General features: G+C 70.0%; 24 protein-coding genes, 2 tRNA genes and 2 other RNA genes. 25 read left to right on the forward strand and 3 right to left on the reverse strand.

What is annotated here, in order from left to right; all coding sequences use genetic code 11:
* Window positions 1–21: 21 nt before the first annotated feature.
* The 3 genes from N0B34_RS03835 to N0B34_RS03845 form a co-directional block, all read right to left on the reverse strand.
* Window positions 22–96, reverse strand: a tRNA-Lys gene (locus tag N0B34_RS03835).
* 4 nt (window positions 97–100) lie between these two features.
* Window positions 101–176: transfer RNA gene (locus tag N0B34_RS03840), tRNA-Asn, on the reverse strand.
* 78 nt (window positions 177–254) lie between these two features.
* Complete coding sequence (locus N0B34_RS03845; protein WP_263729974.1) at window positions 255–602, reverse strand: HNH endonuclease; 348 nt, start codon at window positions 600–602, stop codon at window positions 255–257.
* Between the two features lie 1,862 nt (window positions 603–2,464).
* On the opposite strand from N0B34_RS03845, the gene N0B34_RS03850 reads away from it, so the two are divergent.
* From N0B34_RS03850 to N0B34_RS03970, 25 genes are all read left to right on the forward strand, one after another.
* Window positions 2,465–2,806 carry a hypothetical protein gene (locus N0B34_RS03850; RefSeq protein WP_263729975.1) on the forward strand — a complete coding sequence of 114 codons (342 nt, stop codon included), beginning with the start codon at window positions 2,465–2,467 and terminating at the stop codon, window positions 2,804–2,806.
* Between the two features lie 14 nt (window positions 2,807–2,820).
* Window positions 2,821–2,883: hammerhead ribozyme type II (locus N0B34_RS03855), an RNA gene on the forward strand.
* A 117-nt stretch (window positions 2,884–3,000) separates the two neighbouring features.
* Window positions 3,001–3,165 (forward strand): hypothetical protein, encoded by a 165-nt coding sequence (locus tag N0B34_RS03860; protein ID WP_263729976.1) that lies wholly within the window; start codon window positions 3,001–3,003, stop codon window positions 3,163–3,165.
* Window positions 3,164–3,228: hammerhead ribozyme type II (locus tag N0B34_RS03865), an RNA gene on the forward strand. Before N0B34_RS03860 ends, N0B34_RS03865 begins: the two co-directional genes overlap by 2 nt.
* Window positions 3,229–3,245: 17 nt before the next feature.
* The gene (locus N0B34_RS03870) at window positions 3,246–3,599 is read left to right on the forward strand and encodes a hypothetical protein (RefSeq protein WP_263729978.1); all 354 of its coding nucleotides are present in this window, start codon (window positions 3,246–3,248) and stop codon (window positions 3,597–3,599) included.
* A gap of 31 nt (window positions 3,600–3,630) precedes the next feature.
* Complete coding sequence (locus N0B34_RS03875) at window positions 3,631–4,020, forward strand: hypothetical protein (protein ID WP_263729979.1); 390 nt, start codon at window positions 3,631–3,633, stop codon at window positions 4,018–4,020.
* Window positions 4,021–4,130: 110 nt separating this feature from the next.
* Window positions 4,131–4,490 carry a hypothetical protein gene (locus tag N0B34_RS03880; RefSeq protein ID WP_263729981.1) on the forward strand — a complete coding sequence of 120 codons (360 nt, stop codon included), beginning with the start codon at window positions 4,131–4,133 and terminating at the stop codon, window positions 4,488–4,490.
* A gap of 83 nt (window positions 4,491–4,573) precedes the next feature.
* Window positions 4,574–4,888, forward strand: a complete 315-nt coding sequence (locus N0B34_RS03885; protein WP_263729982.1) for a hypothetical protein — start codon at window positions 4,574–4,576, stop codon at window positions 4,886–4,888.
* A gap of 89 nt (window positions 4,889–4,977) precedes the next feature.
* Complete coding sequence (locus N0B34_RS03890) at window positions 4,978–5,997, forward strand: DUF932 domain-containing protein (RefSeq protein WP_263729983.1); 1,020 nt, start codon at window positions 4,978–4,980, stop codon at window positions 5,995–5,997.
* An 89-nt stretch (window positions 5,998–6,086) separates the two neighbouring features.
* Window positions 6,087–6,599: a hypothetical protein gene (locus N0B34_RS03895; RefSeq protein ID WP_263729984.1), complete on the forward strand. Its 513-nt coding sequence runs from the start codon at window positions 6,087–6,089 to the stop codon at window positions 6,597–6,599.
* 81 nt (window positions 6,600–6,680) lie between these two features.
* Entirely contained in the window at window positions 6,681–7,316 is a 636-nt protein-coding gene (locus tag N0B34_RS03900; protein ID WP_263729985.1) for a hypothetical protein, read from the forward strand.
* A gap of 219 nt (window positions 7,317–7,535) precedes the next feature.
* Window positions 7,536–7,823, forward strand: a complete 288-nt coding sequence (locus tag N0B34_RS03905) for a hypothetical protein (RefSeq protein WP_263729986.1) — start codon at window positions 7,536–7,538, stop codon at window positions 7,821–7,823.
* Window positions 7,820–7,996, forward strand: a complete 177-nt coding sequence (locus N0B34_RS03910; protein ID WP_263729987.1) for a hypothetical protein — start codon at window positions 7,820–7,822, stop codon at window positions 7,994–7,996. The genes N0B34_RS03905 and N0B34_RS03910 overlap by 4 nt, the downstream gene beginning before the upstream one ends.
* Window positions 7,997–8,016: 20 nt before the next feature.
* Entirely contained in the window at window positions 8,017–8,643 is a 627-nt protein-coding gene (locus N0B34_RS03915; RefSeq protein WP_263729988.1) for a hypothetical protein, read from the forward strand.
* Between the two features lie 15 nt (window positions 8,644–8,658).
* Entirely contained in the window at window positions 8,659–9,150 is a 492-nt protein-coding gene (locus N0B34_RS03920) for a hypothetical protein (protein WP_263729989.1), read from the forward strand.
* A 14-nt stretch (window positions 9,151–9,164) separates the two neighbouring features.
* The gene (locus N0B34_RS03925; protein ID WP_263729990.1) at window positions 9,165–9,404 is read left to right on the forward strand and encodes a hypothetical protein; all 240 of its coding nucleotides are present in this window, start codon (window positions 9,165–9,167) and stop codon (window positions 9,402–9,404) included.
* Window positions 9,401–9,709, forward strand: coding sequence for a hypothetical protein (locus N0B34_RS03930; RefSeq protein WP_263729991.1), 309 nt, complete (start codon window positions 9,401–9,403; stop codon window positions 9,707–9,709). The genes N0B34_RS03925 and N0B34_RS03930 overlap by 4 nt, the downstream gene beginning before the upstream one ends.
* Window positions 9,706–9,831, forward strand: a complete 126-nt coding sequence (locus tag N0B34_RS03935) for a hypothetical protein (RefSeq protein WP_263729992.1) — start codon at window positions 9,706–9,708, stop codon at window positions 9,829–9,831. Before N0B34_RS03930 ends, N0B34_RS03935 begins: the two co-directional genes overlap by 4 nt.
* 15 nt (window positions 9,832–9,846) lie before the next feature.
* On the forward strand, window positions 9,847–10,080 hold the full coding sequence (locus tag N0B34_RS03940; protein ID WP_263729993.1) for a hypothetical protein: 234 nt from the start codon (window positions 9,847–9,849) through the stop codon (window positions 10,078–10,080).
* Window positions 10,077–10,793 (forward strand): RNA ligase family protein, encoded by a 717-nt coding sequence (locus N0B34_RS03945; RefSeq protein WP_263729994.1) that lies wholly within the window; start codon window positions 10,077–10,079, stop codon window positions 10,791–10,793. Before N0B34_RS03940 ends, N0B34_RS03945 begins: the two co-directional genes overlap by 4 nt.
* Window positions 10,790–11,260: a hypothetical protein gene (locus N0B34_RS03950; protein ID WP_263729996.1), complete on the forward strand. Its 471-nt coding sequence runs from the start codon at window positions 10,790–10,792 to the stop codon at window positions 11,258–11,260. Before N0B34_RS03945 ends, N0B34_RS03950 begins: the two co-directional genes overlap by 4 nt.
* Before the next feature lie 87 nt (window positions 11,261–11,347).
* The gene (locus N0B34_RS03955; RefSeq protein WP_263729997.1) at window positions 11,348–12,283 is read left to right on the forward strand and encodes an SPFH domain-containing protein; all 936 of its coding nucleotides are present in this window, start codon (window positions 11,348–11,350) and stop codon (window positions 12,281–12,283) included.
* Entirely contained in the window at window positions 12,280–12,519 is a 240-nt protein-coding gene (locus tag N0B34_RS03960) for a hypothetical protein (protein WP_263729998.1), read from the forward strand. Before N0B34_RS03955 ends, N0B34_RS03960 begins: the two co-directional genes overlap by 4 nt.
* 84 nt (window positions 12,520–12,603) lie before the next feature.
* Entirely contained in the window at window positions 12,604–12,804 is a 201-nt protein-coding gene (locus N0B34_RS03965) for a hypothetical protein (RefSeq protein WP_263729999.1), read from the forward strand.
* A gap of 5 nt (window positions 12,805–12,809) precedes the next feature.
* Window positions 12,810–14,006: an RtcB family protein gene (locus N0B34_RS03970; protein ID WP_263730483.1), complete on the forward strand. Its 1,197-nt coding sequence runs from the start codon at window positions 12,810–12,812 to the stop codon at window positions 14,004–14,006.
* The last annotated feature ends 1 nt before the right edge of the window (window position 14,007 follow it).

The raw sequence follows: 14,007 nt of genomic DNA on the forward strand, positions 1-14,007 counted from the left end.
CTCCTGTAGCTGCACGCCCCGTGCCCTCCGAGGGACTCGAACCCTCGACCCCCCGATTAAGAGTCGGGTGCTCTAGTCCAGCTGAGCTAGAAGGGCTTGATGGCTGGCCCGGCAGGACTCGAACCTGCGACGCGGTGGTTAACAGCCACCCGCTCTACCAGCTGAGCTACGAGCCATCGACGTTCACGACGCGGGGCGGAGCCGGGAGCACAGCTCGACGCCCCGCGTCGGGGCGGGCGCGTTCGCGCCCTCTCCTAGAGGAGCCCGGGGTGCGGCTCGACTCTGGAGAACTGTCGCTCGTAGCGCCTGCGAGCGAGCGCCCTTGCTCGCCCGCCCTCGCCCGAGGACTTCCTTCGGTGGTGCCAGCCGCACAGCGAACGCAGGTTCGACATGCGGTGATCGTCGCCAGGCCGGATGTGGTCGACGTCCGTTGCCGGCTCGGGGCAGCGCAGCCCTTCGCCGTCGTCGCGGATGGCTGTGCACTGGTACCCGTCACGCCGCAGCACCCGGCGCCTGAGCTCTGCCCAGTCGGCCGGCAGGCGTTCCTTGCGGTCGCTGCCTTCCCAGTTCGGCATCATCGCCCCCTGGGAGGTGTTGCCCACCGCGGGCCGCTACGGAGCTGCTTCAGCATCGCGTGGCCTCCTGCGCCCGGGTGGAAAAGGCCCCGGTGACGTATGCGGCAGTGCCGCGTCAACCCGGGGGAGTCATTGTTCGGCGCCAGCTACAGCGTCTTGGCTCTACTCCTAGGAGCAAGCCGCTGTGCAGCGACGTTGCGCTCTGCGGACCCCCGCAAGGGGGTCTACGCCAGGACCCTTTCGCCCTGCTCTTGCGCTCTACACTTAGTAATACGGAGCCCGAGCAGGTTCCACAAACGACTGCTTGTGTGTCGTGCGTCACATGCACGTGATGGTGCAGCGGCGGCACGATGAGCCGACAGCCCAGGCTCTAGGGCGACGGCGGACGGCTGGCGACCAGGGTCGAGGCGCAGGCTTGGGGGCCCCGGAGGGGCCCAGCTCAGGCGCAGGGGCCCCGCGGCAGCGTGCTGTGGGCCCCGCAGGGGCCCCAGCTCGAAAGGCCCGTTAGCCCCCGATCCAGCGGCAGGGGACTAGGAGCCGGCGCAGGGCGCAGAACAGTGGGCTGAGCTGCACTGACGTCCGCCGCCGCACCCAGCCCAGCGCCCCGCGCGCCGCTGCCTGATCGACCCCTTGATCGTGGCGGCTGCTCGGCTGCTAAGACGCAGCGGGCGCCGTCGCCTCTCGGATCGGGTCATACCCCCAGGGGCAGGGCGTACCTCGCAGCACGGGGCACACGGCGCACAGCGCGCAACGCGCCACACAACGGACACAGCGCCCATCGCGCTGCACAACGGCACGCAACGGCACGAACGGCGGCAACCCTCACGAGCCGCGCGCAACGGACGCGCGCCGAACCCTCGCGGCATGGGCGCGGCTGGCCTGTAGGCAGGCGCACAGCGCGACCCATAGGCAGGCGCACAGCAGGGCCCAGCACGGCCCGCACAGCGCCACACAGCAGGGCCCACGGCAGGGCCCAGCGCGCGGCACAGCAGGGCCCAGGACCAGGCGCACAGCAGGGCCCAGCACAGCGCCACGGCGTGCCGTAGTGGGGGCCCGCTACAGGTGCCAGCAGGGCCCACCTAGGGCCCACCACTGGGCACAGCGCGCGGCAGGAACGGGGGCCCAGCGCTGCAGGACAAGCCGCTGACCAGCGCAAACGCACCGAACGGGTGAAAGTGGCGCGTGCAAGTTGCGCGAGAGTGCCGCGGGCCCGTACTGTCTTCCATGTCGGGCCGAACGGATCGCCTCTAGGGGCGGTTCGGGAGGCCGGGCGGAAAGCCCCCGCGAGGGATGTCGCTACCGCCCGATGGACGTGGGTTGCGCCTAAGCCGCCCGCGAAACCGGCCGCGTGGGAATGCCTCACGCGGAACAGGTCGCGGGGACGGGCTGGGGGTCGCATTGGCCGCGCTACTTCCGATCACCTGCTCACGAGCACGGCGGCGCCTAGCGCGTCGCAAATGTACGGGGGCGGTGCAGCGAACGATCGGCGTCGAGGCGCGAGGGCATTCCTCGTGGGCGTGGACAATCGGACGGGCTGCATCGGTGATCGACGACGAAAAAGCCCAGTCGAAAGCGCGTAGCGCGAACGGCTGGCAGTGAGTCACGGCGCCCGACAAGCGCTGTGCATCGTGATTCTTAGGGTCGCCATACCGGCCCGGTCGCAAGCGCGAAACGGCACTAGGTCACCTACCGGAATGCTCCGGAACAGGCACCGAGTGACTGGGCGCGCGGTCGGACCGGACACAGCGACCCACACGCTTGGTCGGCGCGATAGCCGATCGGTGCGCGTCCACTAACCGACCTTGAATGGTCGGTAACGGGTGGCTACCGGAACGGATCCGGCGCGCACCACGTAACCAACCACCCTCTACCGAATGGCAGGAACCGCAATGATCGCAGTCACGGTAACGCTGGGACGGAACGTCGGAACGGTCCCGATGGCAGCGGAGGAATGGGACGACTTTCAGACGGACGCGGAAGCGATCCTGGAGGGCTGCACGGTCCGCGAGGACGTGTGGTGGTGCGAGCGCCACTACGGCGCCGGGGAATGGGACGGCATCCGGGAGGAGAGCGTGCGGGTGACGCTCCTGGGAGTGGTGGAGGTGCGCGAGGCACAGCTCCGCCTCGAACTGGCCGAACTGGCGGACCAGTACCGGCAGGACGCCGTGGCCCTGTCCTGGGGCGAGTCGGTGTTAGTCGCACGTGCAAGTGGCGCGATGGTGACGTCGTGACCTAGAGTGACACCAGGCGAAACCGGCTCCGGCCGGTCGGGCGGGCTGGCATCCCGCTCCTGACGAGCCTGCCAACCACGAGAACGGATGGACACCATGAGCACGTACGTCACCCGTAAGACGACTGCAGACGCCAAGGCCGAGACGCTGGCACGCCGTGCCGCGCGCCGCGCCAAGTACGCGACGACCTCGCTGTGAACCGCGCACGGATCGCGACGTCCTGGGTCCTGGTGGTGGGCGTGCTGGTCGGACTTCTGGCAGCGCTCACGCCGTCGCCCCGGATCGAGGAGGACGACCCCCGCTGGGACTGCCGCACGATGGGCAACCACGTGTGCGGGCCCGTGCAAGTGACGCCATAGGCGAAACCGGGCATCCGCCCGGTCCGGTGGGCTGGCATCCCACCGCTGACGAGCCTGCCGAACCTGAGAGTGAGACGACGATGGCGACCCTGCGGACGAACCGACGCGGTGCGATCCACGCGGCCCGGATGGGCTGGGCGTTCCTGGCCTCGAACCTGACCGGCCGACACGAGACCTACGCGGGCCCCACGGGGATCCTGCCGGAGCCCTGGCGCACCGAGTACCGGGAGGCGCTGCAGCGGGCCCGCGACACGCACCAGGACTTCTACGTGGTCCGGTCCTACGCGACGCCGATCGCGTGGCGCGTGGGCACCGAGGACGCCGTGATCCCGGACGTGCGCTACAGCTCCTCGACCTCGCGGCACCAGAGCGCCATCCGACTCGCCTACGGCCCGGCCGACGAGCGGCGCGCGCACCTCGCGGCCACGGCCTGACCCGACCACCTCGAACCGGAAGGACACGACGATGACGCGGTACAACGGCGGCGAGTACGTCGGACTGTGGCAGGGGGGCCCTGGCTACTCGCAGGGTGAGTGGGCAACGGACGCGGAGGTCTTCGACAGCCTGCAGCACGCCAAGGCGGTGCTCGCCGGCCGCTACGCCCGGGGGTCGCTGTGGCCGCAGACGGTGCCGCACGTCGCCGAGTGGCGCGAGGCGCCCGGGGGAGAGTCCTACGCCGTCAAGGGCGCCCAGGGCCACAACCTCATGTGCCCGGCCGTCGCCGAGGGGTCGAGCATCCTGCTGGCGCGCCGGGACCGAACCGGCCTGACGGCCCTGGAGGTCGACGGCCCCCACGCCTGCACGTACCTGCTGGAGATCGGCCCCCGCGGCGGCGTCAAGGTGACGCGCCTGTGAGCCCGGACGCCTGGGCCAACGATCCCGACCGCACCACGCGGCGCGAGACCTGGGACGTGCTCAACGACGTCCTGACCAACCTGCACAGCCTCTAGATGGGAGACACACCGATGAGCCGAATCCTGCACGTGGGCGTCAACATCACCAAGCTCCGCGACTTCCTGCGCGACTCGGAGGTCGACTGGGAGATGGATGGCGACGGCTGGGAGGTCTGGGGCGAGCGCGTCGGCGACGACGCCAACGACACCCTGACGCTGCACCTGACCACGGAGGTGGACAGCACCGCCGACGCGGTGGCGCTGATCGCCAGCGCGGAGCGGGCACGCCTGCTGACGCCGATGGTCGGCGGTGGCGCCCTCGGGGCCCTGGCCGTCCTGACCGATCCGAGCGACTGGTCGGAGGACGTCCTGACGCTGCACACGACTCGGGCGATCGAGGTCCGCCTGCAGCGCGCACCCTCTTTCGGGTGACACGTGCTAGTGCCGCTTGCAAGTGACGCGGCGACCACGTAGAACTGACGCAGACGCACCACGACGACGAGAACGGAGACGCCATGCATGACGACGAGGCCCGGCGCTACACGGGCGGCGAGATCGACGCGATCGCCGATGGCTCGGACCCGTGGCTGGAGCGCCCGGACGGGTCCGTCGTGGACCTGGCCGAGCACCTGGACCGGCTCAGCGTCGGGCCCTGCGGCGAGTGCCGCGGAGGGTTCTTCGCCCCGACGACGAACGGCCCGACCGACCAGGGCGTCGAGCGGTGCGACGCCTGCGACATCTACGACGGCGACCTGAGTGCCGCACTGGCCCTGGCCGCGCTGATCGGCCCGGACGTCGAGGTGCGCTACGCGGTCGACGCCGACGACTGACCCACCACCCACACGGCGAAACCCCTACGGGGGTCGCGAGGGCTGGCATCCCTCGCCTGACGAGCCTGCCGAACAGATTGGAGACCACCATGTCCCGCGAGACGCTGGAGCACCTGAACACCAACACCCTGATCGGCTACACCGACAAGCGCGGCAACGCCTGGCACTACCGGGCGGAGAAGCAGGGGGCCGAGTCCAACCACTACGCCGGAGCGATCCCGGTCGACGACGTGGTGCGGCGCCTGTTCGCCTGGCGCGGCGTGGAGGGCGAGATCAGCGCGACGGCGCTCACCGAGACCGGTGTCCTGTCGACGGTCGACCCCGAGCGCAAGGCGATCATGCGCTCGGACACCGGAGCGATCCTCGGGGTCTTCAAGTCCGGCTACCGGATCCACCAGTACAAGGACTGGCTGATCGAGAACGTCGAGATGTTGCTCGACGCCGACCTCGCCATCGGGTCCGCGGGGTTGTTGAAGGGTGGCGCGGTCGCCTGGGTGCAGATCGAGATGGAGGACACCCTGGAGGCCCCTGGCGGCGTGAAGTACCGGCCCTTCCTGACCGCCGCGACGAGCATGGACGGCTCGATCGCCACGACGTACCAGACCGGCGCTCAGGTGGTGGTGTGCGACAACACGCTCAGCACCGCCCTGGCGAGCAAGGACTCCTCCCGGTTCAAGGTGAAGCACTCGCGCTTCAGCCTGAACAAGGTGCAGGACGTGCGTGACGCGCTCGGCATCGTCCACACCGTCGCCTCGGACTTCGAGGCCCAGGTGCAGGCCCTGATCGACGAGCAGGTGAACGCCGACCGCTGGCGGGCGTTCGTGGCCGCGCACACCGAGATCGACAAGGCGCGCGAGGCCAAGTCGAAGCGCGGCATCACCCTCGCCGAGAACAAGTCGGCGGAGCTGAACCGCCTGTGGAACCACGACGAGCGCGTGTCGCCGTGGGCTGGGACGGCCTACGGGGTGCTCGCCGCGGTGAACACCTACACCCACCACGTCGCGACCGTCCGGAACGCGACTCGCGTCGAGCGAAACATGGAGCGGGCGGTGACCGGCGGGATCGACCGCTTGGACGCCGACACGCTGCGCGTGCTCGCCACGGTCTGACCAGCCCTCTCGACCAGCACGCCACGCAGGGGGCGGCGTGCTGGTCGGGGGAGTCGTGCAGACGGCACACCGAGAGAGAGGGGTTCGAGATGACCAAGGACGAGACGATCACCGGAGCACTGGACGCGCTGGCCCGCATGGACAGCGCCTGGGAGCACCTGGCCTGCAGCGAGGCGGACGACCTCGCAGCGTTCATGGCCGCGCACGGCCGGGCCGAGGACGCGGCGGAGATGCTGGCGATCTACCACGTCGACGGCGACGACCACGGCGACCCGCACGCCGCGATCAAGTACCTGAACGCCGACGAGGTGAACGCCGAGACCGGCGAGGGCCCGGCGCCCATCGAGCGCCCCAACACCGACCAGATGGTCGAGGCGGCTCGCGAGTACGTGGCCGGGCTCGGTGTCGACCAGCCGGCCGAGGCGCCGACCAGCGACCCCGAGACGCTCAGCGACGCGGAGGTGCTCACCCTGGCGATCTTCGCCATGAACACGGCCCTCTACCCCGAGTCGTCGAGCGGGGCGGACATCGAGGAGCTGGAGGCCAAGGCCGACAGGGCGATCGAGCGATTGGCGGAGATGCGGGAGGCCGCATCCGCCTGACACGGCGAAACCGGCTCCGGCCGGTCCGATGGGCTGGCATCCCATCGCTGACGAGCCTGCCGATCATGAACGGAGACAGACGTGAAGGACTGGACCTGGGACGAGACCTACACCCGCGGGTGGGCTCGGACGGATGACCCGCGCGTGCTCGCCGTGATCGAGCGCGACAGCAGCCCGAGTCGCCCGGACGGCGACGCCTTCGCCCCGACGCTGGTGGGCTACGGCTGGCGCCACAACGACTACGAGATCGCCCAGGAGGTCGCCAGCGACGACGACGTGCTGCGCGCCTTCCAGCGCGCCTGCGGCTACTTCGGCATCCTCCCGGCGCACACGCCCGAGACGATCGTGACCCGCTACATGCGGATCTTCCACGGCACGGAGCTCACCTTCGTCAGCTCGACGCTCGACCGATACGCGAACGTGGTCATCTTCGACACGCCGACCTGGCGCAACGCGGTCGGGGTGTCCGACGACGCCGAGGACGTGCTGGCCGGCGAGCGGATCACCTGGCAGGCGTACCTCGACGAGGACGTCTACGGCGTCGGCACGGCCGTGCGCGCCACGCAGGTGCTCGACGACAGCGACGTCGACCTGAACGACTGGGACGTCTCCATCGAGTCCTGGGGTCACTACGGCGACGAGTCGGCAGAGGAGGCCGCACTGGAGCACGCGGCCTGGGCGATCGGCCAGCTGCCCGAGCTCCTGCCCATCGCGTGAGGAAGCGCGCCCAGGAGAGCTTCGAGTGGAAGGTCGCGGCCGTCCCGTGCGGATGGTGCCTGACCGGCTACCACGACGACTGCCCCCGCGAGGGGATCGGCTTCACCTGCACGTGCGCCGCAGAAGGACATCCTGCGCGGCGTTGACGTGAAAGTGACGCACCACTAGAGTAGGGACCGTGCGCAAGGAGCACGCCAACAGACGAGGAGACCCACCGACATGCAGCAGCCCCGAGCCCACCGAGCCCACCTGACCGCCGCCAAGTCGCAGCCGCCGAGCGCGGAGTACATGCGCGGCTTCGTCCAGGCGCTCAGTGAGGTGGTCGACGTGATCGGAGAGCTCGACCAGGCCGTCGCCGCGAACCGGCGCCTGCTGGCCGGCCTTCGGGCCGACCTGGAGGACATGCGCACCGACCTGAGCCACGCCGAGGCGCTGGAGCTGAACGAGGCGCTGAAGCAGGCCGAGCTCGCCACGGCCGACGTCGTGACCCTGGCGCAGAGCGCGTGAGCACGGCGACCGGCACCGAGGTGCGCCGCTGGATCGCCGGACGCCTGGGCGTGGACGCCAGGGGTGTCCGCATCACCAAGGCCCTGGCCGACAACTTCAACAGGCACCACCCGGAGCGCCCGTATCAGGGCCGGGTGACCAGCGACTTCCGACTGCTGCACGCAGCGGCCTGACGAGAGGAACTACACCCAGCATGGCTACGAAGATCATCGGCCTGTCCGGCAAGAAGCAGTCGGGCAAGGACACCTTCGCCCAGGCGCTCATCGACAACCTCGGCTACACCCGAGTCGCGTTCGCCGACCCGCTGAAGGAGATGCTGTACGCGCTGGACCCGCTGGTCGTGGTCCGCACGGACGAGACGGGGCTGCTGCGCGAGGCCGGGATGCCCGCCTTCGCCCGCGGGCTGCGCTACGCCCGGATCACGATGCTGGTCGACTCCGTGGGCTGGGACGGCGCCAAGCAGCTGCACGACGTGCGCAGCCTGCTGCAGCGACTGGGCACCGAGGCCGGCCGCAAGGTCATGGGTGAGTCGATCTGGGTCGACACGGCCATGCGCCGAGCTGCGGAGATCGACGGGCCCGTGGTCATCACCGACATGCGCTTCCCGAACGAGAAGCGTGCCGTGGAGTTCGCGGGCGGCTGGTCGGTGCGGATCGAGCGCCCCGGCCTGGCCCAGGATCCCGACGCGCACGCCAGCGAGACGGCGCTCGACGCGGAGGTCTTCGACTTCCAGGTCGTCAACGGCGGCACCGTCGCTGACCTGCAGAGCCAGGCCGGGAGGATCCACAGCTACTTCGACCTGCTCCTCGACGCCGCCTGACGGGCGGACGTGCAAGTGGCGCAGATCAAGTCGATCTTCAAGCTGCCGCGCATCGCCCCCAGGGCCGGCGAGATCAAGGAGCTGGCCGAGGAGATCGACGGCGGCAAGTTCAAGGACGCCGCCGCGATGGCCCGCAAGGCGATGGCTCTCGCGTTCGGGTTCATGGCCGACCGGTCGTGGTTCGTGGTCGCGTCTCGCCTCGACGGCGGGCCGGTGACGCTCTACGGCCTGTTCGCCACCGAGGCGGCAGCCATGAAGGCGCTGGAGGAGAACACGCTCGGCCTGTTCGGTCAGGCCGGCATCTACGAGGTGCGCAGCCTCACCGGCCGCGCGGACTACCTGGACGCCCAGGAGGACGCGCTGTGGAAGGACTGCGCCACGTGCGGCCACGTAGAGGCCGCTCATCACTGGCCCCGGTCGAAGGTCTCGGGGTGCGTCATCGCCGAATGCGGGTGCCACGAGTACGTGCGCCCGCCCCGTCCGATCCAGCGCGTCAGCGCGGCTTAGGGAGGAACTACATCGTGAAGAAGGTCAAGTACGACATCTGCCCGACCGGCAAGCGCGCGTACGCCGAGGAACGCGACGCCGAGCGGGCGATGGGCAGGGCGCGAGCGCGCCGGGAGCGGTTCGGTGCCGCCAGGGGGACGATGCGCGGCCTGAAGGTCGAGAACCGCATCTACTGGTGCTCGATCTGCGAGGGCCACCACCTGACCGAGATGAGCCGGCGCGAGTTCACCCTCATCACCGGGGCAGCCGCGTGAAGCGCCGGACCCTGCACGAGGTCGACGCCGGACGCTTCTGCTGGACCTGCGGGTCGACCAAGGCGTCCCGCGAGTTCGACGAGAGCCCGCTGGGCGCCGACCGCAAGGACGCCGAGTGCCGCTCGTGCGCAGCCGGCCGCAAGCGTGCCGCGGAGCTCGACGGACGCCCGGCCACCCGCGACTACACGATCGCCGGGGACAACGCCAAGCGCGCGCCGCGCAACGCCGGCTTCTACGACTCCCTGGACAACGCGCTGCGCGCCCGGCCGACGTCGGGGCTGCAGTCGCTGGACCAGGCCGCATGAACGCCATCCGCCGCTACCAGCGCTGGGCAGCCCTCCACCAGGAGCCGAGCCTGCTCCAGCTGGTCCTGTTCACCACCTGCCTGATCGTCATGGTGATCGCCGTGATGTCCAACCACATCTGAAGGAGCAACCACCGCATGTCCAACGAGACCTCGCGCGGCGTCACGAGCAGCTTCCCGGTCCTGGGAGTCCTCGGCATCGCGTTCGTCATCATGAAGGTCGGCGGCTGGGGTGCCGTCGCGACCTGGCCCTGGTGGCTGGTGCTGATCCCGTTCTGGGGTGGCCTGGCGCTGTTCTTCGTCCTGCTGGCGATCCTCGTGGTCGTCGCGCTGGCCCTGGGTGCCCGCGGCCGGAAGGTGGTCTTCGCGTGAGCGGGGGCATCGTCTTCACGCCCTGGCCCAAGACGCCTCGGCTGTACCGCGAGGTCACGATCACCGAGAAGATCGACGGCACCAACGCCGCGGTCGGGATCCGGCCGCTGAGCGACCTGATCGACCTCGGTGACCTGGTGCGGGCGTTCGGCGCCAGCGAGGACGGCAACGTCGAGCTGGAGTTCGAGGGCGCCGAGTACGTGCTCGCCGTCGTCGGCGGCGCGGCCGTCTACGCCCAGTCCCGCAAGCGGCTGCTCACGCCGACCTCGGCCGGCGACAACTACGGCTTCGCCGCCTGGGTCCAGCGCAACGCCGAGCACCTGACCGAGATCCTCGGCCCGGGGCTGCACTTCGGCGAGTGGTGGGGCTCGGGGATCCAGCGGGCCTACGGGCTGACGGCCGGTGACAAGCGCTTCAGCCTGTTCGACACCCGCAAGGCCCGGAACATCGACCACGCCAAGGAGGCGCTCGGCATCGAGGTCCCCGGCCTGGACGTCGTGCCGGTGCTCTACGAGGGCCTGCACAGCGACCGGGTGGTCTCCACGGTGCTCGACACGCTGACCGCGTTCGGCTCCAGCGCCGAGCCGGGCTTCGGCCGGCCGGAGGGCGTCGTCGTGCGCCACCACGCCTCGGGGGAGCGGTTCAAGGTGCTCCTGGAGCACGACGACCAGCCCAAGTCGCTCCACGTCGTCGCTGCGCGAGCTGCGGCATGAGGGGCCAGCTCGGCAGGGTCGTCCTGCAGGCGATGCGGGTGCCGCACTTCGTCACGGCCCTCACGCCGGTCACGACGACGGACGGCACGCTGTCCTCCTCGGAGGAGGCTGCCAGCGAGGAGCGCGTCGAGGCGCCGCTGGACGAGGCCCTGCTCTGGTCGGCGCAGCGGCGAGCTCGCGGCTGGGACGGGGAGAGCCGGTACGCGCTCCTGCTCGACCTGGACACCGCGGTGCACGTCGCCAAGTCCTCCAGCGGCAACACGCACCTGTACGTGGACGTGTCCATGACCAAGGAGCAGCACGACGCCGTGATGGACGCGCTGGCGAAGGCCGGCGTCATCGAGGCCGGCTTCGCGCGGTCGGGGATCCGCTCCACGTTCGGCACGACGCTGCGCCTGCCCTGGGTGCGCAAGCACCAGGACAAGACGCTGCACCAGCTCACGGCGATGGAGCGTCCGGGGGCCTGACCTCAGATCGCTGCACTAGCACGTCGCGTGAAAGTGACGCGGCGTGCTAGTGTGGTGCAACACCAACAGAAGGGAGCACACCACAGCATGTTCGTGCTGTTCATCATCCTGGCGGTCCTGGCGCTCATCGTCCTGGCCGTGTCCTTCGCCGTGCCCAAGGCCACCGACGACGACTTCCCGGCCCGCAAGGTCACGCGCGTCGTGGCCGGCGCCCTGACAGCCCTCGCGCTGGTGTTCGGCGGGTTCGCCTCGCTCTACACGCAGAGCGTCGGGCAGGCCAGCGTGCTCATCAACGCGGGCGGCACGATCTCGGGGCAGGACACCTCGCCCGGCTTCTCGGCCAAGGCCCCGTGGGTGAAGCTGTCGACCTGGGACCTGTTCTCCCAGTCGGCCACCTACGCCGGCAACAAGAAGGGCGCCCCGGACTACACCCGCGGCCAGGTCAACGGCCAGGAGGTCACGTCCTCCGTGTCGGGCGGTGCGCAGGTCAACTTCGACCTGTCCGTCACGTACTCGATCGACGGCGCCAAGGTCGAGCAGCTCTACCGCGAGTTCCGCTCGCAGGAGCGCTTCACCAAGCAGGTGATCGAGCCGCAGATCCTGGCCGTCGTCCGTGACGTGCCGACCAGCTACAAGCCGGTGGAGTTCCGCGGCGAGAAGCGCGGCGAGGCCACGACCCGGATGCTCGACGCGCTCAACAAGTCCCTGAACAGCTACGGGGTCACCGTCTCGCTGGTCAACCTGCAGAACATCAGCTTCACCGACGAGGTGGAGACCTCGATCAAGTCGGTCGAGGTGGCTCAGCAGAAGGCTGCCGAGGCCGACGCCAACCTGCGGGCTGCGCAGATCGACGCCCAGCAGAAGGTCGTCGTGGCCCAGGCCGAGGCGGACGCCAACCGCCTGCTGTCCGAGTCCCTCACGCCGCAGGTGCTGGAGCAGCGCCGCATCGAGGCGATGAAGGCCGGCACGGTGTTCGTGGTCCCCGAGGGCTCGACGCCGCTGGTGTCGCTGGCCGGCAAGTGAGCCGCACCAAGCGCGCCGGCCTCGCGCTGGCCGTAGCGGCGGCTGCCGCGCTCGGCCTGGCCGGCTGCGGCTCGGCGGGCGATGGCTCGACGCCAGCCCAGCACGTCGAGGGCCTGGAGGGCGCGGACGTGGCGCCCGTGGTCGTCGAGCTGGCGGGCGGTCACTCGGTCACCTGCGTCGTCTACGACGGCTACAAGTCGGGCGGCATCTCCTGCGACTGGAGCAAGCAGGGCTGAGTCGCAAGGGCGCAGGGGCTGTCGTGGCCCCTGCGCTCACCAAGAAGTACCCATACAGCCACAAGAGAGAAGGAGGGCCCGACAGTGCCCCAGAACGTGAGCTCGACCCTGATCCGTCACCGCGCCGAGGGCCTGGGCAAGTACCCGAGCGCGGAGGGCGTCAACTCCTTCGCCATCGGCAGGACCTACAAGCAGCTGCGCTCCTGGGCAATCTGGGCCGACGCGCTGGCCGGCCAGCACCACAGCGAGGCGGCGCGCATGGCAGCGCGAGGCGGCAAGGCGTGAGCCGCGTGGAGAAGATCACGGACAAGCTGCTGAGCTGGGCGTCGATCCTGGAGCCCAAGACGCGCGAGCAGGCGATCCGCACCGCGGCGATGCCGTTCGTGCAGCCGCACATGGCCCTCATGCCCGACGCCCACCTGGGCAAGGGCGCCACGGTGGGCTCGGTGATCCCGACCGAGGGCGCGATCATGCCCGCGGCGGTCGGCGTCGACATCGGCTGCGGCATGGACGCGGTGCTGACCCAGTGGACGATCGACGACCTCCAGGCGATCGACTACGGCCAGGACGGCTCGCTGCGCCGGCTGCGCGAGGAGATCGAGCGCGCGATCCCGCTGTCGGCCGGCAAGTACAACACCGAGCTGACCGCGACGGCGATCGCGCGTCTGAATCGCCGCGACGGCCTGCACGACCTGGCCGCTCGCGCGGGGTTCGACCCGGCCGTCTACGCCCCGAACTGGGAGCGCCAGCTCGGCTCGCTCGGCTCGGGCAACCACTTCATCGAGATCAGCCTGGACGAACTGGACCGGGTGTGGATCTTCCTGCACAGCGGCTCGCGCGGCGTCGGCAACAAGCTGGCCCAGCACCACATCAAGGTGGCCCAGGAGCAGATGCGGCGCCGGTTCATCGAGCTGGAGGACCCGGACCTGGCCTACCTCATCGAGGGGGAGCCGGCCTTCGCCGCCTACATCGCCGAGCTGCGCTGGGCCCAGGCGTTCGCCCGCGAGAACCGCGCCGAGATGATGGACCGGGTGGTCCTCACGCTCTCCGAGTTCATGCAGGAGGACGTCGAGAGTCAGGAGCACATCTCCTGCCACCACAACTACACGCAGCGCGAGCGGCACTTCGGCCGCGACCTGTGGGTCAGTCGCAAGGGCGCCATCGACGCGCACGAGGGCGTCATGGGCCTCATCCCGGGCTCGATGGGCACGCGGTCCTACGTCGTGCGCGGCCGGGGCAACGTCGCGTCGCTGTCGTCGGCCCCGCACGGCGCCGGCCGCGAGTACAGCCGCGCCGCAGCTCGCAAGGCGTTCACCTTCGAGCAGCTCGACGCGGCGATGGAGGGGATCGAGTACCGGCGCACCGACGCCTTCATCGACGAGATCCCCGCGGCCTACAAGCCGATCGACGTCATCATGCGCGACGCCGAGCCGCTGGTGGAGGTCGTGCACGAGCTGCGCCAGATCGTCAACGTGAAGGGGGACTGAC

The organism is Cellulomonas sp. SG140, assembly GCF_025770785.1.
Classification (GTDB): domain Bacteria; phylum Actinomycetota; class Actinomycetes; order Actinomycetales; family Cellulomonadaceae; genus Cellulomonas.

Coding starts and splice junctions, on each gene's coding strand:
- N0B34_RS03905 (WP_263729986.1), top strand. CDS start 7,536: ATGCAGCAGCCCCGAGCCCACCGAGCCCACCTGACCGCCGCCAAGTCG.
- N0B34_RS03875 (WP_263729979.1), top strand. CDS start 3,631: ATGACGCGGTACAACGGCGGCGAGTACGTCGGACTGTGGCAGGGGGGC.
- N0B34_RS03940 (WP_263729993.1), top strand. CDS start 9,847: ATGTCCAACGAGACCTCGCGCGGCGTCACGAGCAGCTTCCCGGTCCTG.
- N0B34_RS03895 (WP_263729984.1), top strand. CDS start 6,087: ATGACCAAGGACGAGACGATCACCGGAGCACTGGACGCGCTGGCCCGC.
- N0B34_RS03880 (WP_263729981.1), top strand. CDS start 4,131: ATGAGCCGAATCCTGCACGTGGGCGTCAACATCACCAAGCTCCGCGAC.
- N0B34_RS03915 (WP_263729988.1), top strand. CDS start 8,017: ATGGCTACGAAGATCATCGGCCTGTCCGGCAAGAAGCAGTCGGGCAAG.
- N0B34_RS03870 (WP_263729978.1), top strand. CDS start 3,246: ATGGCGACCCTGCGGACGAACCGACGCGGTGCGATCCACGCGGCCCGG.
- N0B34_RS03850 (WP_263729975.1), top strand. CDS start 2,465: ATGATCGCAGTCACGGTAACGCTGGGACGGAACGTCGGAACGGTCCCG.
- N0B34_RS03950 (WP_263729996.1), top strand. CDS start 10,790: ATGAGGGGCCAGCTCGGCAGGGTCGTCCTGCAGGCGATGCGGGTGCCG.
- N0B34_RS03890 (WP_263729983.1), top strand. CDS start 4,978: ATGTCCCGCGAGACGCTGGAGCACCTGAACACCAACACCCTGATCGGC.
- N0B34_RS03885 (WP_263729982.1), top strand. CDS start 4,574: ATGCATGACGACGAGGCCCGGCGCTACACGGGCGGCGAGATCGACGCG.
- N0B34_RS03935 (WP_263729992.1), top strand. CDS start 9,706: ATGAACGCCATCCGCCGCTACCAGCGCTGGGCAGCCCTCCACCAGGAG.
- N0B34_RS03955 (WP_263729997.1), top strand. CDS start 11,348: ATGTTCGTGCTGTTCATCATCCTGGCGGTCCTGGCGCTCATCGTCCTG.